The 20,910-nt window shown below is 33.9% G+C and carries 14 protein-coding genes; 13 read left to right on the top strand and 1 reads right to left on the bottom strand.

What is annotated here, in order from left to right:
- Positions 1-320: 320 nt before the first annotated feature.
- Positions 321-1,355 carry a substrate-binding domain-containing protein gene (locus OA85_RS10785; protein ID WP_039109758.1) on the bottom strand — a complete coding sequence of 345 codons (1,035 nt, stop codon included), beginning with the start codon at positions 1,353-1,355 and terminating at the stop codon, positions 321-323.
- 409 nt (positions 1,356-1,764) lie between these two features.
- On the opposite strand from OA85_RS10785, the gene OA85_RS10790 reads away from it, so the two are divergent.
- The 13 genes from OA85_RS10790 (at position 1,765) to fbp (ending at position 20,761) form a co-directional block, all read left to right on the top strand.
- Positions 1,765-2,778 carry a sugar kinase gene (locus OA85_RS10790; RefSeq protein ID WP_039109759.1) on the top strand — a complete coding sequence of 338 codons (1,014 nt, stop codon included), beginning with the start codon at positions 1,765-1,767 and terminating at the stop codon, positions 2,776-2,778.
- 12 nt (positions 2,779-2,790) lie between these two features.
- Positions 2,791-3,243: a YhcH/YjgK/YiaL family protein gene (locus tag OA85_RS10795; protein WP_039109760.1), complete on the top strand. Its 453-nt coding sequence runs from the start codon at positions 2,791-2,793 to the stop codon at positions 3,241-3,243.
- A 10-nt stretch (positions 3,244-3,253) separates the two neighbouring features.
- Positions 3,254-3,919, top strand: a complete 666-nt coding sequence (locus tag OA85_RS10800; protein ID WP_039109761.1) for a ketohydroxyglutarate aldolase — start codon at positions 3,254-3,256, stop codon at positions 3,917-3,919.
- 11 nt (positions 3,920-3,930) lie between these two features.
- Complete coding sequence (locus tag OA85_RS10805) at positions 3,931-4,743, top strand: SDR family oxidoreductase (RefSeq protein ID WP_039109762.1); 813 nt, start codon at positions 3,931-3,933, stop codon at positions 4,741-4,743.
- A gap of 22 nt (positions 4,744-4,765) precedes the next feature.
- Entirely contained in the window at positions 4,766-5,929 is a 1,164-nt protein-coding gene (uxuA, locus tag OA85_RS10810) for a mannonate dehydratase (protein WP_039109763.1), read from the top strand.
- 7 nt (positions 5,930-5,936) lie between these two features.
- On the top strand, positions 5,937-7,358 hold the full coding sequence (gene uxaC / locus OA85_RS10815; RefSeq protein ID WP_039109943.1) for a glucuronate isomerase: 1,422 nt from the start codon (positions 5,937-5,939) through the stop codon (positions 7,356-7,358).
- Positions 7,348-8,709 (top strand): MFS transporter, encoded by a 1,362-nt coding sequence (locus OA85_RS10820; RefSeq protein ID WP_039109764.1) that lies wholly within the window; start codon positions 7,348-7,350, stop codon positions 8,707-8,709. Before uxaC ends, OA85_RS10820 begins: the two co-directional genes overlap by 11 nt.
- A 935-nt stretch (positions 8,710-9,644) precedes the next feature.
- Positions 9,645-12,593 carry a TonB-dependent receptor gene (locus OA85_RS10825; RefSeq protein WP_039109765.1) on the top strand — a complete coding sequence of 983 codons (2,949 nt, stop codon included), beginning with the start codon at positions 9,645-9,647 and terminating at the stop codon, positions 12,591-12,593.
- Positions 12,594-12,618: 25 nt separating this feature from the next.
- Complete coding sequence (locus OA85_RS10830) at positions 12,619-14,271, top strand: RagB/SusD family nutrient uptake outer membrane protein (RefSeq protein ID WP_052257219.1); 1,653 nt, start codon at positions 12,619-12,621, stop codon at positions 14,269-14,271.
- 65 nt (positions 14,272-14,336) lie between these two features.
- Positions 14,337-15,158: an SDR family oxidoreductase gene (locus OA85_RS10835; protein WP_039109766.1), complete on the top strand. Its 822-nt coding sequence runs from the start codon at positions 14,337-14,339 to the stop codon at positions 15,156-15,158.
- Positions 15,159-15,204: 46 nt separating this feature from the next.
- Positions 15,205-17,085: a beta-glucuronidase gene (gene uidA / locus OA85_RS10840; RefSeq protein ID WP_052257220.1), complete on the top strand. Its 1,881-nt coding sequence runs from the start codon at positions 15,205-15,207 to the stop codon at positions 17,083-17,085.
- 419 nt (positions 17,086-17,504) lie between these two features.
- Positions 17,505-19,514 carry a glycoside hydrolase family 3 protein gene (locus OA85_RS10845; RefSeq protein WP_039109767.1) on the top strand — a complete coding sequence of 670 codons (2,010 nt, stop codon included), beginning with the start codon at positions 17,505-17,507 and terminating at the stop codon, positions 19,512-19,514.
- 239 nt (positions 19,515-19,753) lie between these two features.
- Positions 19,754-20,761, top strand: coding sequence for a class 1 fructose-bisphosphatase (fbp, locus tag OA85_RS10850; RefSeq protein ID WP_039109768.1), 1,008 nt, complete (start codon positions 19,754-19,756; stop codon positions 20,759-20,761).
- Positions 20,762-20,910: the final 149 nt, after the last annotated feature.

Genomic DNA, 20,910 nt, shown 5'->3' on the forward strand with positions numbered 1-20,910 from the left:
TTTTCAAAAGAGTCCTTTTTGAACATGTCATAATCCAAATTATTACAAATTCCAATGTCGTTGATCATTTAATTCCAATTTGAAGTGACCAATGAATTCTATTACGTTTTATAGGTAAAATTAAGTAGTTATGTATTGATTTTAAATGTGATGGAGTATGATTAAAATGATAAGTAATCGAAAGGAATAATAATCTTTATGTTTTTGAAAATCAATGCTATTATAATATAAAATTTCTTTAAAAGACAAACCCTTAAAAACGATGACTTTAAGGGTTTATTGAAATTTTGAGGCTTTATAGATTATTAAAATTGATTTTTTTAAATAGTTTCATGGCTCTTGGAAAAATTTTCCTTTATAATTATTTCCAAAGGCATATAATAAGTATTTTCAACATTTTCTTTGAGTATAATTTTTTTATATAAATATTCAACACCCAAATAACCTTGTTGTTCTGGTTTTTGATTTATTAAAAAATCAATAACTCCATCTTTTAGGTATTTTACATTTTCCTGCAATAAATCATAACCAACTAATTTAATGTGATTTAGTTTGTTTTTACTCAAAAATTCAGCAACAATATAAGATCTTGAATTTGGAATAAAAATGGTATCAATTCCTTCAAACATTTTTAGGTTTAGTTGTTTTTGACCGGAGTCTTTCAATCTAATTTCTGAAAACTTAAAGTTTGCAAATTCTTTATGATCTTCAAAAAATGAATAGAATCCCTTAATTCGTTGCAGATATACGGAGGTACTTTCTATTTCGCGAGTAACTTTTATTATCAAAACATTATTTTCCAAAGTCGCATTATAACACACGAGTCTTCCTGCTAGATACCCACTTTGAAAAGCATCTTGACCTATATAGGCAAAACTGTCAACTTCTTTTATATTAGAGTCAATCATGACTACCGGAATATTTTTCTTTTTACATTGATTTAAAAATAGAATTGATTCCTCATGAAAGATAGGAGCTAATAAAATACCATCATATTTTTGCTCTAATAATTTCGAAGCTATTTTTTTGAATGAATTTGAGTTGTATTTGTAATAATAATAATCTAGAGTAACTCCAAATTTTTCAAATTCATTTTCTGCTCTTTCAATACCATTAATTGGGATTTCCCAATATTCAAGTCCTTCATTTTTAGGCAAGAAAACTGCAAATTTGAATTTTTTGTTAAAAGCGAGACTGCTGGCAAATATATTTTTTTTATAGCCGTATTCTTTTATAATGGCATTAACTTTATCAATGTTCTCTTGTGTAACTTGTCCTCGATTATGTATAATCCTATCTACTGTTCCCTCAGAAACAGCAGCAAGTTGAGCAATTTTTTTAATTGTAATAATAATCGTTTAGTTTAAGGTTATGATAAAATTTCACTTTTCATAAGTGAAATCAAAAATAATGTTTTTTTTGTAATTTACAAAAGTCTTAATTGTATCATTGGTTAGCAAAAAAATCTATACTTATCAATGCATAAATATTTTTTATTTCTTTAACATAATATAATATTTTTTTGCATGATTGAAATTTTATTATATATTTGCCATGTTCCGTGTCCGTACACGAATTAATTTTACCTTCTTGATGATTAATTTAAAAGAGAATACTTTTATTTTTCTCTTTTAAAAGTAGACAAATATATTAAAAATACGTGTACGGACACGTATTTAATTATTTCTATAGTTTTTTAGTCATAATAGGTTTAAATGTAATTTAAAATAATCGCTTTACAGATCAAATAAAAAATTAAATAAGATGATTAAGAAAGTTGTAACTCTAGGTGAAATTATGTTGAGATTGTCAACACAAGATCATAAACGTTTTGTTCAATCGGAAACATTTGATGCCACTTATGGTGGAGCAGAAGCTAATGTTGCAGCTGCTATGTGTAATTATGGGCTGCAAGGGACTTTTATTACAAAAGTGCCTGATAACGCTATTGGTCAATCGGCAATTAATCATTTACGACGTTTTGGTGTAGACACTCAATTTATAGTTAAAGGAGGAAATCGTTTGGGAATTTATTTTTTGGAACCAGGCGCTTCTTTGCGAGCCTCCCAGGTTATTTATGATCGTGCTGGATCTTCCATTACTGATTTTAATATAGAAGAGTTTGACATTGATGCTGTTTTAGAAGGTGCCGAATGGTTTCATACCAGTGGGATTACTCCCGCCTTGAGTGATAAGACTGCAGCATTAACCGAAGCTGTTTTGAAAGCTGCAAAAGCAAAGGGAATTACGACTAGCATCGATATTAATTATAGAAAAAAAATATGGAGTAAAGAAAAAGCTGCTGAGGTATTGGGAAGAATTTGCCAATATGTGGATGTTTGCATTGGAGCTGATACAACTTTGGGTTTAGAACCAAAAGAAAGCGATATCATAGAGGGTAGAATAACCATTGCCGGTTTTAAGGATATTTTCAAACAAATGAAAGAAAAGTTTGGATTCAAATTTATAGCCACTTCATTGAGAGAAAGCCATAGCGCGAGTGATAATAGTTTTAGTGCTTTGGTTTATGATGGTACGGAGTTTTACGAGACCAAGAAATATGATGTCAGAATTGTAGATCGCGTGGGTACAGGAGACTCTTTTGCAAGCGGTTTAATTTATGGTCTGGTAACGGGTATGTCAACGCAGGATACTGCTGAGTTTGCAGTTGCTGCTAGCGTAATTAAACATACTATTCCCGGGGATTTTAATCACGCATCTTTAAATGAAGTGTTAGATTTAATGAGAGGAGAAGGAAGTGTTAGGGTTCAACGATAAAAAATACATTTTATGATTATAGATACTTTAGAAAATGCTTCAAAATATTTTAATGTACATCCTTGTTTTAGGGAAGCATTTGAATTTATCATGGGCCAAAGTAATCTTGAAAAAGCAGAAGATGGTACAGTTGGTGATTTTGAAAACCTAAAAGCATTTGTGGCAACATTCCAAGGAGTGTCTAAAGAAACTGCTTTGTCAAAGGTTGAATGTCATGATAAGAATATTGATATTCAGTATTGTATCAAAGGAAAAGAAACTTTTGGCTGGAAGCCCAGACAGAAATGTGTACTGCCTAATGGCGATTATAATCCGGAAAAAGATGTACGATTTTTTAGTGATGCACCTGATCTGTTTTTCGAACTAACTGAGGGTCAATTTGTCGTTTTTTTTCCAGAGGATGTTCACGCTCCCATGATTGGAGAAGGAGAAATTAAAAAATTAGTACTAAAAATTAAGATATAAACAGAAGGAAATGAAAACTATCCAACAAGTAACAGATACTATTATTCAACAGGGAGTACTGCCTTTGTATTTTAATGCAGATGAAACAGTAAGTATAGAAGTGCTTAAAGCAATCTATAGAGCAGGAATAAAAGCAGTCGAATATACGCACAGAGGAGATACAGCCTTAAATAACTTTAAAGCACTTGTTCAATTAAGAAATTTAGAAATGCCTGATTTGTTACTTGGTATTGGTACAATCAAAAATTTAAACCAAGCTAAAGAATATCTTCAAGCAGGAGCTGATTTTATAATAAGCCCAGGTTTTGTTTATGAAATTGCAAGCTATACACTAAGTAATGATATTTTTTATGGGCCAGGTTGTATGACACCTTCGGATATAATTGCCGCTGAAAATGCAGGAATACGATTCGTTAAATTATTTCCTGGCAACATACTAGGAATAGAGTTTTTGAATAGTGTCAAAGATGTTTTTCCAAATCTTTTATTCATGCCTACAGGAGGAGTTGATGCAACTAGAGAAAGTATTGGAGCTTGGTATGAGGCAGGAGTTTGTGCGGTGGGCATGGGTAGTAAACTAATCAGTAAAACATTAATGGATAGAAAGGATTATCAATCTATTGAAAATAATACCATTGTAGTTTTGAATTTAATTCAAACAATAAAAAACAAATAAATAATATAAGCATGAATGATTTATTTAATCTAAAAGGAAAAGTGGCACTTATCACCGGTGGTGGTGGTGTTCTAGGAAGTAATATGGCTATTGTATTAGCTAAACAAGGGGTTATAACAGGGATCATGGGGCTCACATTAGAAGAAGCTGAAGCTACCGTTGCTAGAGTAGTTGCACTAGGAGGTGAAGCCTTTGCAGTAAAATCTAATGTGCTGAACAAAGAAGACCTGGAAGCAACAAGAGATTTTGTTATGAAAAAATACGGTCGTTTGGATATTTTAATTAATGCAGCAGGGGGAAATATGCCTGGAGCAACGATTGGTCCAGATCAAGCGATTTATGATATGCAATTGGCTCATTTGCAAAAGGTATTGGATTTGAATATCATTGGAACCATGCTGCCTTCTCAAGTGTTTTCAGAAATTTTTGCTAAACAAAAATCAGGAATTATCATCAATATTTCATCTGCATCTGCTCAAAGACCTTTGTCTAGAGTGGTGGGTTATTCGGCTTCAAAAGCAGCCATTGATAACTTTACTAAATGGATGTCAGTTGAATTAGCAGGAAAATACGGCGAAGGACTTCGTGTAAATGCCATTGCGCCAGGATTTTTTATTGGTGAACAAAACAGGGCATTATTACTTTCTCCAGAGGGTGATTTGACACCAAGAGGAGAAAAAATAATAGAACACACTCCAATGGGAAGATTTGGTGTTCCAGAAGATTTAGATGGAGTTCTATTGTTTTTATGTAGTGACATGTCCAAATTCGTAACTGGAATCGTTGTTCATGTTGATGGTGGTTTTGCAGCTACAAGTATTTAATAAAATTAAAACGTTATAAGTTATGGAACAAACATGGAGATGGTACGGACCAAATGATCCTGTGAAATTATCTGACGCTAGACAAGCCGGTGCAACCGGAATTGTTACTGCCTTACACCATATTAAAAATGGACAAGTGTGGGAAGTGGATGAAATCATGAAAAGAAAAAATGAAGTGGAAGCTGCAGGATTAACTTTTTCAGTGGTAGAAAGTATTCCAGTTCACGAGGATATCAAAAAACAATCGGGTGATTATTTGAAATATATAGAAAACTACAAGCAAAGTATTAAAAACTTAGCGGTATGTGGAATTAATATAGTTTGTTATAATTTTATGCCCGTTTTAGATTGGTCTAGAACCGATTTATCTTATGAAATGCCAGACGGCTCTAAAGCCTTGCGTTTTGACATTAATGAATTTGCTGCTTTTGAGTTGTTTATTTTAAAAAGACCTGGAGCAGAAACTACTTATTCTGAAGCACAGCAAGTAAAAGCGAAAGCTACTTTCGAAAAGTTAACCGATGCTGATAAAGTAAAATTACAACAAAACATTATTGCGGGTTTGCCAGGTGCAGAAGAATCCTATACTGTTGAAGATTTCTTAAAAGTACTACAAGGGTATGATGGTATTGATGCCAATAAATTGAAAGAAAATTTATATTATTTCTTGCGTGAAATCATTCCAGTAGCAGAGAGTGTTGGCGTTTTAATGGCTATTCATCCGGATGATCCTCCTTATCCAATTTTAGGTTTGCCTCGAGTAGTAAGTACCGAAGCAGATTTGATACAATTACTAAATTCAATTGATTCACCATCAAATGGATTTTGTATGTGTACGGGTTCTTACGGAGTTATTGCTAAAAATGATTTGCCGGGTATTATAGATCGTCATGGAGATAAAATGAATTTTATTCATCTTAGAAGTACCCAACGTGATGCAGAAGGAAATTTCTATGAAGCCAATCATTTAGAAGGTGATGTAGATATGTACGAAGTGGTAAAATCTATTCTAAAAAAACAAAAAGAAACAAAAAGAGTAATTCCAATGCGTCCTGACCATGGACATCAAATGTTGGATGATTTAAATAAAAAAACAAATCCGGGCTATTCAGGAATTGGTCGTTTGAGAGGTCTTGCCGAGTTGCGAGGTCTAGAAATGGGAATTGAAAAAAGTCTATTTAATTAAAATAATTATGTCTAAAAAACCATTTATTTCAGACGATTTTTTGTTAAATAGTCCGACAGCAATTACGCTTTATAAAGAGTATGCTAAAACGCAACCTATTTTAGACTTTCATAATCATTTGTCTCCAAAAGACATAGCAGAAGACCGCCAGTTTGAAAATATCACCCAGATGTGGATTGAAGGGGATCATTACAAATGGAGAGCCATGCGGGCAAACGGAATTGATGAAAAATACATTACAGGAGATGCTACTGATTTGGAGAAATTTAAAAAGTGGGCAGAAACAGTTCCATATACTTTAAGAAATCCTTTGTACCATTGGACACATATGGAGTTAAAAATTTATTTTGGAATTGAGGAACTTTTAAATGGTGAAAATGCCGAAACTATTTTTAATACCTGTTCAGCCTTATTGCAGACTCCAAATTTTAGCGTCAAAAACTTATTGCGTAAAATGAATGTAAAAGTAGTAGGAACAACTGATGATCCCACAGATGATTTACGCTATCATAAAAAAATTCAGGACGATAAATTTGAGATAACGGTTGTTCCTACTTTTAGACCTGATAAAGCTGTTAATATTGAAAATAGAACAGAATTTTTGGGATGGATTGCTAAACTTGAAAAAAGCGTAGGCTATGTTATCAATAATTTTGAATCTTTTGTGAATGCTATCCAGCTTCGTCATGATTTCTTTCACGAAATGGGAGGTCGTATATCTGATCACGGACATGGAACTTATTATGCCGAAGATTTTACAGCAGATGAGGTTGCAGTAATTTTTGATAAAGCAAGGGAAGGGAAAAAGCTTAATGATTTAGAAATAGACAAATACAAATCAGCTATGCTTTTGAAACTGGCATTAATGAATAATGAAAAATCCTGGACACAACAGTTTCACGTAGGTGCTATTCGAAATAATAATAGTAGGATGAATCAGGAATTAGGTCCTGATAACGGTTTTGATTCTGTTGGATCTCCAAATACTGCCGAAAAAATGTCTCGATTTTTCGATACACTTAATCTGGCTAATGGATTAACAAAAACTATTGTTTACAATCTCAATTCGAGTGAAAGCGAGATGGTGGCCGCAATGGTGGCTAACTTCAATGAGGGACCAATTCCCGGAAAAATGCAATATGGAGCTGCTTGGTGGTTTTTAGATCAAAAGCAAGGAATGGAAAATCAGTTAAATGTGTTATCTAATTTTGGGTTACTGAGCCGATTTGTCGGAATGGTTACTGATTCAAGAAGTTTTATGTCCTTTTCTCGTCATGATTATTTCCGTCGCATTGTATGTAATATGCTTGGGGATGAAATGGAAAAAGGATTGCTTCCGGATGACGCTGTTTTTATTGGTAAAATGGTTGAAAATATTTGTTTTAATAATGCTTTAAACTATTTAAAAATAACCACAAATGAACACTAAAATTAAAAATTATCGTTGGACAATTTGTGGACTCTTATTTTTTGCTACGACAGTCAATTATTTAGACAGGCAAGTACTTAGTTTATTGGCTCCAGCCTTATCGAAAGAATTCAATTGGTCTAATACTGATTATGCTAATATTACCGCAGTATTTCAATTTGTTTATGCCATATCCATGCTTTTTGCAGGTAGGATTATCGATAAATTAGGAACAAAATGGGGTTATATTTTGGCAATTTCTATTTGGTCAATCGGAGCTATAATGCATGCGTATTCAATCGCTATTGGAGGTGTTTTTACCAATGTTTTGGCTTGGGTTGGACTAAGCGCAGTTCCTATATCGATTGCGGGATTTATGGTTTCCAGAGCGGTTTTAGGTTTTGGTGAATCGGGAAATTTTCCTGCGGCAATTAAAGTAACAGCTGAATATTTTCCAAAAAAAGAACGTGCTTTGGCAACAGGTATATTCAATTCAGGTTCAAATGTTGGTGCTATATTAGCACCACTAACGGTTCCGTGGATTGCGGTGCATTGGGGTTGGCAAAGTGCCTTTATGGCAGTTGGCGCAATAGGTTTTATGTGGATTTTATTTTGGAATGCTTTGTATGAAAAACCTGAAAATCAAAAGAAGTTGTCCAAAGAAGAATATGATTATATAACTAGTGAAAATGACGCTACTATCATTCAGATAGTCGAAACAGAGGAAAAGGTTGCTTGGATTAAATTATTAGGGTACCGTCAAACTTGGGCTTTTGTAGCTGGAAAATTTTTGACAGATGGTGTTTGGTGGTTCTTTTTATTTTGGTTACCTAAATATCTTCAAGCTGAGTTTAATATGGAGGGTACTGCTATCGTTTTGCCTTTAGCGGTTCTATACAGTATGACAATGGTTGGTAGCATTGGTGGAGGTTGGTTTCCTGTTTATTTTATAAAAAAAGGTTTTACGCCTTATGATGGAAGAATGAAAGCGATGTTAATCATTGCCTTAATGCCGCTGGTGGTATTATTGGCACAGCCGTTAGGTTATATTAGTTATTGGATCCCAGTAATTCTGATAGGTTTTGGAGCTTCGGCTCATCAGGCTTGGTCAGCAAATGTTTATACTACAGTATCTGACATGTTTCCTAAAAAAACGATAGGTTCTGTAGTTGGAATTGGAGGAATGGCTGGTGGAATCGGAGGGGTTCTAGTTACCAAAACGGCAGGTGCATTAATTGATCATTATGAGGTTTTAGGAGAAATTAAAACAGGTTATACCCTTGTGTTTGTTTTTTGTGCAATAGCTTATCTGTTGGCTTGGTCAATAATGAAGATGTTGGTTCCTAAATATGCTCCTATACAGAATTTATAATTTTATAATTATTGATTTTAATAAAAAAAGAAGCCCTTAAAAGGCTATCGTCTGGATATAATATTCAGACGAAATTTTAGCCACGAATTTCACTAATTTACTCGAATTGTTTCGTGAAAATTAATGAAATTCGTGGCTGTCTTTTTATATTAGATGACTGTCTGTAACTAATACCAATCAATTATTCCAGCCACGAATTACACGAATTACCCCGAATTTCTATTTTAATTTTTAAAAAATTAGTGAAAATTAGTGAAAATTAGTGTAATTCGTGGCTAACTTTTTTAGAAATATTTCTCTTTTATAAATTTAGTCCGCTTAGCGGACAGTCCTATTATATTATCATCAAATCTTTTCAATCGTTGTTCTATTTTCAGATATATATCTAGATGGTAGTTTTAAGGTTTTCTTTTTAGAAATAACAACAATATTATGTTTGTTTATTCCTTAATATTAGATTTTAGGGGAAGATATTTGACCCTCTTTCTTTTTGAATTTGGAGTTAAAATGCCTCCTTTTTATTGAGTCGTAATTGTTTAGTAGAAAATAAAGTTTGAATATTAATTTTCAATGTAAAAAATATAAGTTTATGACTATAAAATTATCATTTTAAGAATTAATTCTTAAAAATTAACACTTTTTAAGAAAGTAAAAAAGTGTTTTTTGTTGTGATATTGGTACTAAATATCTTTTTTAAGATATAAAAATGACTTATATCTATATAATTGTACGTAAAATTAAATATAATTAATTTTTTGTTTTTATTTTTTGAATAATTAATGTTTTTATTTTTTATATCAAAAAATTAGACTTATGTTTGCGCACACGGTTTTGATTTTACTTTTTTTTAAAAAATTTCGTGTGCCCACACGAAAAGTTAAAAAAATAAATTTAATTCCACAAAAAACCAAAAAAAATATTAAACCCAAAAAATTATGAAAAAAACAATTTTAATGTTGTTCCTAGTTTTCTCGTCTATTATTTATGGACAATCTGAAAAAATAAAAATTTCAGGGAAATTAGTAGATGAGAATAATCAACCACTGCCTGGGGCCTCTGTACTTGTAAAAGGTACAAATAGTGGAGCCGTTACCGACTTTGAGGGGTCATATTCTATACTTGTGGGTAATGCAAGTTCCACGCTGACTTTTACCTATATTGGTTACGACCAAAAAGAAATTGCAGTGGGTAATCAAACTACTGTTAATGTAAAACTAACTCCTACTAATAACACTTTAAATGAAGTAGTTGTTGTAGGGTATGGTACACAGAAAAAATCGGATGTGACAGGGTCTGTTACTTCTTTATCAAAAGAGCGACTTTCTCAACTTCCCGTTACTAATGTGCTACAATCTGTACAAGGGGCAGTTGCCGGAGTAACTGTAACACAGAGTTCATCTGCTCCTGGAAGTGGAACTTCTGCTCAAATTCGTGGGGCGAGTTCAATTAGTGCTTCTACAGGGCCTTTTATCGTTTTGGATGGTATGCCATTTAGTACTACAGGTGGATCTTTAAATGATATTAATCCTAATGATATTGAATCATTGGAAATATTGAAAGATGCTTCGGCAGTAGCAATTTATGGAACCAGAGGTGCAAATGGTGTTATTTTGATTACTACTAAAAAAGGAAAATCAGGAAAACCAGTAATAAAATTCAACACTTATACAGGTATTGAACAGTTCTCTAATCGAATAAATCCTATGGGGCCTGCTGAATATGTGCAAAAATATGCAGACTGGAAGACACAGTCAGGATCTAGGGATACGAATGTTTTACCGAATCTTTTTGAGCAACAAAACTATGCAAATGGTGTAGTTACTGATTGGATTGATCAGGTGGATCAACTAGGGAAAATCCAAAATTATAATGTAAGTATCTCTGGAGGTAGCGAAAGTGTTAAGTACTATATTTCAGGGGATTTATTGGAGCAAAAAGGAGTTTTGAAAGGGTATAATTTTCAACGTGGAAGTCTTCGATCAAATATTAATGCAAAAATAACCCCTTATTTAGATGGAGGAGTAAATTTATTTTTGACAAATAATAATTATGATGGAGGTCATACTAATTTAACGTTGGCAGGCAGAATGAGTCCTTATGGTAGTCTTTATGATGCAAATGGAGATTATGAAGTGTATCCAATGTTTGGAGAATTGGTATTCAGAAGCCCAATGGCTAGGTTGAATAGCCCACGTAACGACAGAAATCAAAATATTACAGCGAATGCTTTTTTTGATTTAACTCCGGATTTTTTACCGGGTTTTAAATACAAATTAAATGTAGGTTATACTTTGGTTCCGTCTCAGTTTCAAAGTTATTTAGGCAGAGATACAGGAGATTTATTAGGTACTGCTCTTGTAGCAAATAGCGAAACCAGAAGTATGACTGTTGAGAATATATTTAATTACAACAAAAGCTGGAAAAATCATACTGTAGGGGTAACTGGACTTTATAGTGCACAACAAACTGATTTCTTTTCGTCTACTACATCTGCGTCAGGATTTATTAATGACCAGTTGTCTTTCAATAACCTTTCGACAGCTTCTTCTACGTCTGCAAGTTCTCAGGGATATAAGTCAAATCTATTGTCACAAATGTTACGATTAAATTACTCCTATGCCAGTAAGTATCTTTTTACGGCTACAGCAAGGAGAGATGGTTACTCCGCTTTTGGATCTAATTCTTCAAAATATGGTTTGTTCCCTTCGGTAGCATTGGGTTGGAATATCTCGAAAGAAAAGTTTTTAGAAAATTCGGATTTCGTTAGTAATTTGAAATTAAGAGCTTCTTATGGACTTTCAGGAAATCAGGCAATTAATCCAAACGTGACTTCATCAACTGCCAGTACTGTGAGATTGCCTTTCAATGGTGTTAGTACTGTAGGTGTTGTGGCTAATGTATTGGGTAATAAAGATCTTACTTGGGAAAGTACCCTTGGGACTAATGTTGGGGTAGATTTTGAATTGTTCAACAAAAGGATTTCCGGTACTATTGATGCCTACAGTACAGATACCAAAGATTTATTGTTGTTACGTGCTATACCAGTTATAACAGGTTATAGTCAGGTATTACAAAATTTGGGAGAGGTATCTAATAAAGGGTTGGAGATTTCGCTAAAAACTACGGTTCTTAATAAAGGAAATTTTAGATGGGAAGCCAGCGCCAATTTTGCGACTAATAAAAACAAAATTGTTGATTTATACGGCGATAAAAAAGATGACATTGGTAATAGATGGTTCATAGGTAAACCAATAGGTGTGGTGTATGATTACAAACAAGTAGGAGTATGGCAGGTAGGAGAAGACCCATCAGGAGTAGATCCTTCAGCTAAACCGGGAGATTTAAAATTTGCGGATACAGATAAAAGCGGAACGATTACTCCGGCGGATAGAGTTGTTTTAGGCCAGACTGCTCCAAAATGGACAGGAGGGATTACCAATACGTTCCATTATAAAGATTTCCATTTAAATGTTTTCATACAAACAGCACAAGGAATGACTAAAAGCAATAACGTGTTGGATTACAGAGATTATGGAGGCAGACAAAATTTACCTGCGGGAGTTGGATATTGGACAGCAGCAAATCAAAATAATACAAGACCTTCACTTGCTTATACCAATTCAAGAGACTATAATTATCCAAAAGATGCCAGTTATACCAGGCTAAAAGATGTAACGCTAAGTTATGTAGCCAATGCCAAAGTACTTGATAAATTACATTTAGGAGGGTTAACGATATATATGAGTGGCAGAAACTTGGTAACCTGGACCAAATGGTTTGGATGGGATCCAGAGGCTGATTTTGATAAAGGTCAAGCATTAGACACGAATAGTTATCCTTTGACTTCTGTGTTTACAATTGGTACTAATATCACTCTAAAATAAGTAATAACTTTTAATAACTTTTAAAATGAAAAATAAAATATATATGGTTAGTCTTCTGATTGTAATGGGAGTTAGCTCTTGTCAGAATGATTATTTAGATGAAAAATTATATTCAAGTTATAATCCTGCAGAACTCAATGATGAGTTGGGATTAAATGCGGCTCTGGTTGGTTTGCAAAACCAATATTCTGCCTGGCACACATTTATATCTCTACCTAATGCAACCGGTCAAGGCTGGTTAGCCTGCTGGCAAATAGGTACTGATGTTGCTTATAATAAAGCTCCTGCTGATATGGACCCATGGGCTGTTCCTTTTACTAATTATGCGAATCTTACTTCTACAGATCCGGCAGTATTGTATGCATGGAAATGGGCTTATAAAATTATTAATAATTCAAATTCAATTATTGCAGCTGTTGATAATCCTAAAACTATTTTGGCCCAGCCTACTAAAGATAAAATAGCAGCAGAGGCTAAGTTTTACAGAGGATTGGCTTATAATACGCTGGTAACTCTTTTTGGGAAAGTACCGTTGATTACCGTTCCGGTTAGTGGACCAAAGACTGATTTTGTACGAGCAGAGCTAACTGATTTGAACAAACTCATTGTAGATGATTTAGTATTTGCAAAAACAAATTTACCTACTGTCAATAATGTTAGCAGTAATGTAAAAGGAAAAATGTATTCAAGAGCTCATTCAGCAATGGCTTCCCAAGTATTAGCAGAAGCTTATCTTAGGATGGGAAAAAATGATCTTGCTGAGGCAGCCTGTGATGCGATTATAAATAGTGGTGATTTTAGTTTGATAAACCAAAGATATGGTAGCAAAGCAAATCAGCCTGGAGATGCATTTGCCGATATGTTTATCTATGGTAACCAAAGAAGATCTCAAGGAAACAAAGAAGCAATCTGGGTATTAGAGATTGAAAACCCATCGTCAGTAGTAGGGGGTACAGGATCAAATTTGCCTGTAGGAGCAGTCGATGAAATAGGATCTCCACAACACCGAAGAGTTTGGGGATCTCGTTACCACCAACAAAAAGGGATGTTGCTTTGTGATTCTTTAGGAGGAAGAGGAATCAGCAGGATTGCCTTGACGGATTGGGTATTGAACAGTCTTTATGCACCTGGTGATATGAGAAATTCAAAATACAATCTAAGAAGAGATTATTATTATAACGACCCGACATTTGCAAAGTTTGGACAAAAAGTAGATATCAATGATCCATCAGTGAATACAGAGCGATTAATTGTGCCTCAAACAAATAAGTGGAATCAATTTGATCCTAAGGATCCTTTTGGATCAGCTATGATAAAAGATATCATTATCATGCGATTGGGAGAGACTTACTTGCTAAAAGCAGAAGCTCAGTTTAAACAAGGAAAACTTCCTGAAGCAGCCACAACAATCAATATTTTGAGAAGCCGTGCGAATGCCGCTCCAGTTACTGCTGCCGATATTACGATAGATTTTATTCTTGATGAAAGAGCACGAGAACTTCTGGCTGAAGAAAATCGTAGAATGACTTTGATGCGTACCGGTCAACTTGTAAATAGAGTAAGTGGGAGAGGTCAAAAAATTACGGGAATTAGTGCCACTAATTTATTATTGCCGATTCCTCAAACGGAAATTGATTTGAATAAAGATGCCGTTTTAGATCAAAATTCTGGATACTAAAAGTTATTTAATTAAAACGAAACAGTTTATAGCTGTTTCGTTTTAATTATCAAAAATCTAATAAAATGATTAAAAAAAATATTTTTTCGCTTGACAATAAAGTGATTGTTGTTACAGGAGGTACGGGAGTTTTGGGAGGGCACTTTGTAAATGCAATTGTTCAAGCCGGAGGTATAGTAATTATATTGGGATTAAATGAAGAAAGAGGAAATGCTCAAGCTGAAGAAATAAAGCTAAATGGTGGAGAAGCTATATTTTTAAAGGTTAATGTGTTAGACGAATGGCAACTAGTGAGAGCAAAAGAAAGAATAATTCAAAAATACGGTAAGATTGACGGTCTAGTTAACGCAGCAGGAGGTAATGTCCCGGAAGGGATCCTAAATCCAGACGATGATGTTTTCAATTTGAATATTGATGGGATGAAGGAAGCTATGGAACTTAATTTGTGGGGCACTATTATACCGAATCAAGTTTTTGGACCTGCTCTGGCTAAGACTGGAAATGGCGCTATTGTCAATATATCCTCAGTAGGTTCTAAAAGAGCTTTAACTAGGGTTTTGGGATATAGTATGGGTAAGGCATCTATAGATTACTATACGAAATGGTTTGCGGTTGAGATGGCTAATAGATATGGAGATACTATCAGGATAAATTCCATAGCGCCGGGATTCTTTTTGTCGGAACAAAATCGTTCCTTACTAACTAATCCTGATGGGTCTTATACCAGTAGAGCGGATTCAATTTTAAGGCAAACACCATTTAAGCGTTTTGGGAAACCGGAAGAATTATCTGGAGCTTTGGTATGGTTGTTAAGTGATGCCTCTAAATTCGTAACCGGAATGGATATTGGTGTTGACGGAGGATTTACAATTAATAGCGGTGTGTAAAACAATAAAATGAACAATTATTAAATTAATAAAAATTAAATTATTTATGAAAAATAAAATTTTGATAGCAGCGATTCTGTTTGTCTCGTTCATTAAGGCGGTAGGCCAGGATTTTAAAACAGCAGAAACTAAAGATATTGCTTTATTTCCGCAACAAAATGAGTTCAGAAATAAAGAGAATCTTTCCGGTATTTGGAAATTTCAGAAAGATTCACTCGATGTTGGTGAAGCTCAAAATTGGAAGAATGGTTTGCCTAATACCCGTTCGATAGCGGTTCCGGGAAGCTGGAATGATCAGTTTACGGATAGTAGAGATTATCTAGGGACTGCTTGGTACGAAAAAGAAATATTTATACCTAGTTCTTGGAAAGGTCAAAAAATTTATGTTAGAATTGGTTCTGCTAATTATGCTTCTAAAGTGTATCTCAATGGAAAACCGGTAGGCGCACATGAAGGAGGAAATTTGCCCTTTGCTTTTGACATATCTGCACTTATAAATTGGAATGTAGCCAACAGAATAACAATTCAATTGGAAAACATACTAAAACCAACGCGTGTTCCCACTGGTGGGGGTGTAGCTGGAGGAATGTTCTCGAGTAATCCAAAAGCTAATTTTGACTTCTTCCCGTATGCAGGTTTACAGCGTGATGTATTGTTATATAGCGTTCAGTCTGCTGCTAATATTAAAGATTTAACGGTAGTAACTGGATTTGAAAACACTACTGGTTCCGTTAATCTAAAAGTAGAGACTGAAGGAAAAGCGACCAAAGGAAAAGTTACTATTTCTGGAAATAACAAAGTATACGAATCAGAATTTGATTTAAAAGGCAACACTGCAAATGTGCTTGTTAAAATTCCTGAGGTGAGACTATGGTCAATAGAAGATCCATTTCTTTATAAAGTCTCCGTTAGTATCAGTGATGCCAGTCGTATAATAGATACTTATGAATTGGAAACAGGGGTAAGAACTATTTCGACGAATGATAAACAAATACTTTTAAATGGAAAACCAGTATTCCTAAAAGGATTTGGAAAACATGAAGATTTTCCTGTTTTTGGAAGAGCTACGGCAAACCCAGTAATTATAAAAGATTATTCTTTGTTGAAATGGGTAGGCGCTAACTCTTACAGAACATCACATTATCCATACGATGAAGAATATATGAATATGGCCGATAGAGAAGGGATATTAATCATCAATGAAATTCCAGCAGTTGGTTTATATTTCCATGGGGACAAGGAAGAATTAAAATTGAGACAAATTGCCTGTAAAAAGTATATTGAGGAATTGATTACCAGAGACAAAAATCATCCGTCAGTAGTGATGTGGAGTGTTGCTAATGAACCTTTTCCAGAAGGTATTAATTTATCTCCTAACGATGTAAAAAAAGCAGATCCACAATCAGTAGTTTTGTTTAAAGAATTGTTTGACCTTGTAAAAAAATTAGATCCTACGAGACTAAAAACACTTGTTGGAGTAATGGGTGGACCAGTAGAATGGTTGGCATTATCAGATGTAGTATGTATTAATCGCTATTGGGGCTGGTATACGAATCAAGGTGATATTAAAACCGGAGCTAAAATGCTTAGCGACGAGTTAGATGATTTATACAGTAAATTGAAAAAACCAATCGTTATTACTGAGTTTGGAGCAGACACCTTTCCAGGAATGCATGCAGATCAGGCAGAGATGTTTACCGAGGAATATCAAGTACAATTTATTAAGGCTTATCTTGATGTAGCCGATACAAAAGATTTTGTGGCAGGTATGCATGTATGGGCTTTTGCTGATTTTAAAACAGGACAATCGGTTATACGATTTGGAGGGATGAATTATAAAGGAGTGTTCACAAGAGACAGAAAACCCAAAATGGCAGCTCATTATTTAAGAGAAAGATGGACTAAAAAGCCGGAAGATAAAAAATAACAGGGATGTAAATTTAATATGCTTATCCGCAATGTTACCTAGCAATAAAAAATAGCACACAGATTATACAGATTAAACGAATTAGCACAAATTTTTTTGATTATTTTTATTTAAAATTGGTGATAATTCGTGGCTAAAAAAAAATAGGTGTTATTGCGGACAAGCAATAAATTTAAAAACGATCTTATAAAATATGCCCTGTAACCCTTAATATTATATTGGTTCTTCTGGTTTTTTTGTGAAAATAAAATCATTTTTATGCTTTAATAACACATGCCTATAAATTCCTAACATGTTAAAAAAAAGATACTACACTAAAAATGTTTCACATCATTTCCGGTAGAACCATTATATTAAAAGATTGAAATTAAAACAGTATTTCAATTTTGTTAAAGACATTAATTTCATAAAATACGATTATGACTAATTATCACACAAACATTACGAGAATTTTATCCTTTACTTTGGTTTCTTTTGTCACTTTTGCTCAAAGTCCTGTGCAACCAAAATTAGGAAACCAAGGGGTTCAAATCATTAAATCACAAGGGTATGAATTTAAAGATTTGAATAAAAACGGGAAACTGGATAAATATGAAGATTGGCGTTTACCAAATGAAACCAGAGTTAAAGATTTGATTTCTCAAATGACTTTGGAAGAAAAAATTGGTTTTATGCTAATCAGTACCACAAGAATGGAAGGTGATTACGCATTTCAACAAGATGCTCCAAAAGCAGAAATAAAAAGTGGATTTAATGAAGAGGACTTGGTTCAAAACATTAATATGTTTTCCAAAAAACCATTACCAGTGCCAGTAATGTCAGCTGTAGGGACTACCAAGGCAGTAACGCAATATAACCTTAGGCATTTTATTCTTAGAGCTAATACTAGCGCAAAAAACATGGCGGAATGGAGTAATAATCTGCAACGACTATGTGAATCTTCAAGATTGGGAATTCCGGCTATAGTTGCTTCAAATCCAAGAAACAACATTACTGTGGATGCCTCTGTAGGTCTAAGTGTAGGAACCACAATTTTTTCAAAATGGCCTGGAGAATTGGGACTTGCTGCCATGCGGGATTTAGAATTGACAAGAGAGTTTGCAGATATTGCGAGACAAGAATGGGCTGCGGTTGGTCTTCGTAAAGGATATATGTATATGGCTGATCTTGCTACTGAGCCACGCTGGCAAAGAGTAGAAGGAACCTTTGGTGAAAATGCTGATTTGGCAGCTTCAATGATACGAGAAATAACGTTAGGTTTTCAAAAGAATAAATTAGAAACAGGTTCTGTAGCCTTGACGATAAAGCATTTTCCAGGAGGAGGCCCACAAGTAGACGGCCAAGACCCTCATTTTGTTTGGGGGCAAGATCAACATTATCCGGGGAATATGTTTGAATATCATTTAAAACCTTTTCAGGCGGCTATTGATGCGGGTACTTCCGCGATTATGCCTTATTATGCAAAGCCTATCAATACAAAATATGAAGCGGTTGCTTTTGCTTATAATAAAGCTATTATTAGTAATCTTTTAAGAGTTAAAATGGGCTTCAAAGGGATTATCAATTCGGATACTGGACCTATAGAAATGATGCCTTGGGGTGTGGAGAATTTAAGTGTTTTAGAGCGTTATCAAAAAGCAATTGATTGTGGTGTAGATCTATTTTCAGGTACGGGAGATCCTACTTTATTGTTAGAGACTGTTAAAAAGGGTATGGTTACTGAATCAAGAATCAATCAATCAATAGAAAGGCTTTTAACTGAAAAATTTGAATTGGGTTTATTTGAAAATCCGTATGTTGATGTTTCTTATGCCGAAAAAACCGTTGGAAACAGTGAATTTCAGAAGAAAGGAGATCTTGCCTTTAGAAAGTCTATTGTATTATTAAGAAATAATGCAAAATTACTGCCAATTAAAAAAGACACTAAAGTATATTTAGAATCACTATATAATAATAGTAAAACAAACATTCCTGTTTTAGCTAGTCTGGCTAATGAATTGGGTATTGAATTTGTCAAAGATAAAAAAGATGCTGATTTGGTTGTCCTATGGCTTACACCTACTGCTGGCAGTCTTTTTAGTAGTACTGGTGGTGAAATAAAATTACAATTATCAGATAATAAAATTGATGTCCCGTATATCAATGAAGTTTCTTCCAGCAAACCTACAGTAGTCGTTATAAATTATTCGAATCCATGGGTGATTGATGAAATCGACACTAAAAATTTACAAACTGTATTGGCTACTTTTGGAACTTCTTCAGATGCCTTATTGGATGTTTTAACGGGGAAATATAATCCAACCGGAAAAATGCCTTTTACTACTCCAATATCGCGTCAGGCTGTATTGGATAATCAATCTGATGTCCCAGGATATTTAAAACCAAATGGTTACGCATTATTTAAGTTTAATGAAGGGTTAGGGTATTAATCTTTGTATTATTAGAAAATGAAAATTTATACCCGTCATTAAATAGGTTTGAGAATAAGAATAAGGTTTGTATAAATAGGTTAAACTAATAGAAAGGTTAAAATTGATGTTTGGTTTGGTTTTATGTTTTGTTAGTATAAAAGCGGTTTTTTAAGCCGCTTTTATTTTTTACGGTTAGACCTAATATAGAAAAGCCAGACTACTAATTGTTAATAAAAAAGGTCATAAAGACTTATAAAATGAACGAAAGCAACAAAACTTTAGGAGAATTTATTATTGAAAATCAAAATGATTTTAAATATTCGTCGGGTGAATTATCGCGAATTTTTAATTCTATTCGACTGGCCGCAAAAGTGGTTAGTTATAAAGTTAATAAAGCGGGGCTGGTAGATATCGTTGGAGCTGTAGGGGAGAAAAACATACAAGGTGAAGACCAGCAGAAATTAGACGTTTATGCTAATGAGACTTTTATTCAAACGCTAATAAACAGAGAGATTGTTTGCGGGATTGCTTCTGAAGAAAACGATGATTTCATTACTGTTGGAGGTGTAGATAATGATCACAACAATAAATATATCGTATTAATAGATCCGCTTGACGGTTCATCAAATATTGATGTTAATGTTTCTGTAGGTACCATTTTTTCTGTTTATAGGAGAATAACACCAAATGGAACACCAGTAACCTTAGAAGATTTTTTGCAACCTGGAATCAATCAGGTTGCAGCCGGTTATGTGATTTACGGGACTTCAACTATGCTTGTATATACTACGGGTCATGGCGTAAACGGATTTACATTAAATCCTGCTATTGGTACTTTTTATCTTTCTCATCCCAATATGAAATTCCCGGTTGATGGTACTATTTATTCGGTAAATGAGGGTAATTATATTCATTTCCCACAAGGTGTTAAGGACTATATTAAATATTGCCAATCAGAAGAAGAGGATCGGCCTTACACTTCGAGATATATCGGCAGTCTTGTTTCTGATATCCATAGGAATATGATCAAAGGAGGAATTTATCTGTACCCAACGAGTTTTAAGGCATCCAAAGGTAAATTACGATTGTTATATGAATGTAACCCTATGGCATTTATTGTAGAACAGGCAGGAGGAAAAGCTTCTGATGGATTTTCTAGAGTAATGGAAATTTTGCCAACTGCCTTACATGAGAGGACTCCTTTCTTTTGTGGTAGCTATAACATGGTTGAGAAAGTAGAAGAGTTTATGCATAAAGCAAAATAGAGTAAATATTAGTTTACAGAAGCTATTTTGGTTTTCCTAAAAGCAGGAGGTACAAGGTAGTGGAGTGAATTTTGTTGTGAAATTGAGAAGAAATTCTACCGAAATAAAAAATGTTTTTCTAGTGATTTAATGATGATTTTTGAAATTAA

The organism is Flavobacterium sp. AED (assembly GCF_000812945.1).
GTDB lineage: Bacteria > Bacteroidota > Bacteroidia > Flavobacteriales > Flavobacteriaceae > Flavobacterium.

What these genes read in the sequence shown, in the direction of transcription:
- OA85_RS10845 (WP_039109767.1), top strand. Translation starts at nt 17,505, where the DNA reads ATGACTAATTATCACACAAACATTACGAGAATTTTATCCTTTACTTTG.
- OA85_RS10820 (WP_039109764.1), top strand. Translation starts at nt 7,348, where the DNA reads ATGAACACTAAAATTAAAAATTATCGTTGGACAATTTGTGGACTCTTA.
- OA85_RS10790 (WP_039109759.1), top strand. Translation starts at nt 1,765, where the DNA reads ATGATTAAGAAAGTTGTAACTCTAGGTGAAATTATGTTGAGATTGTCA.
- fbp (WP_039109768.1), top strand. Translation starts at nt 19,754, where the DNA reads ATGAACGAAAGCAACAAAACTTTAGGAGAATTTATTATTGAAAATCAA.
- OA85_RS10830 (WP_052257219.1), top strand. Translation starts at nt 12,619, where the DNA reads ATGAAAAATAAAATATATATGGTTAGTCTTCTGATTGTAATGGGAGTT.
- OA85_RS10835 (WP_039109766.1), top strand. Translation starts at nt 14,337, where the DNA reads ATGATTAAAAAAAATATTTTTTCGCTTGACAATAAAGTGATTGTTGTT.
- OA85_RS10825 (WP_039109765.1), top strand. Translation starts at nt 9,645, where the DNA reads ATGAAAAAAACAATTTTAATGTTGTTCCTAGTTTTCTCGTCTATTATT.
- uidA (WP_052257220.1), top strand. Translation starts at nt 15,205, where the DNA reads ATGAAAAATAAAATTTTGATAGCAGCGATTCTGTTTGTCTCGTTCATT.
- uxaC (WP_039109943.1), top strand. Translation starts at nt 5,937, where the DNA reads ATGTCTAAAAAACCATTTATTTCAGACGATTTTTTGTTAAATAGTCCG.
- OA85_RS10805 (WP_039109762.1), top strand. Translation starts at nt 3,931, where the DNA reads ATGAATGATTTATTTAATCTAAAAGGAAAAGTGGCACTTATCACCGGT.
- OA85_RS10795 (WP_039109760.1), top strand. Translation starts at nt 2,791, where the DNA reads ATGATTATAGATACTTTAGAAAATGCTTCAAAATATTTTAATGTACAT.
- OA85_RS10800 (WP_039109761.1), top strand. Translation starts at nt 3,254, where the DNA reads ATGAAAACTATCCAACAAGTAACAGATACTATTATTCAACAGGGAGTA.
- uxuA (WP_039109763.1), top strand. Translation starts at nt 4,766, where the DNA reads ATGGAACAAACATGGAGATGGTACGGACCAAATGATCCTGTGAAATTA.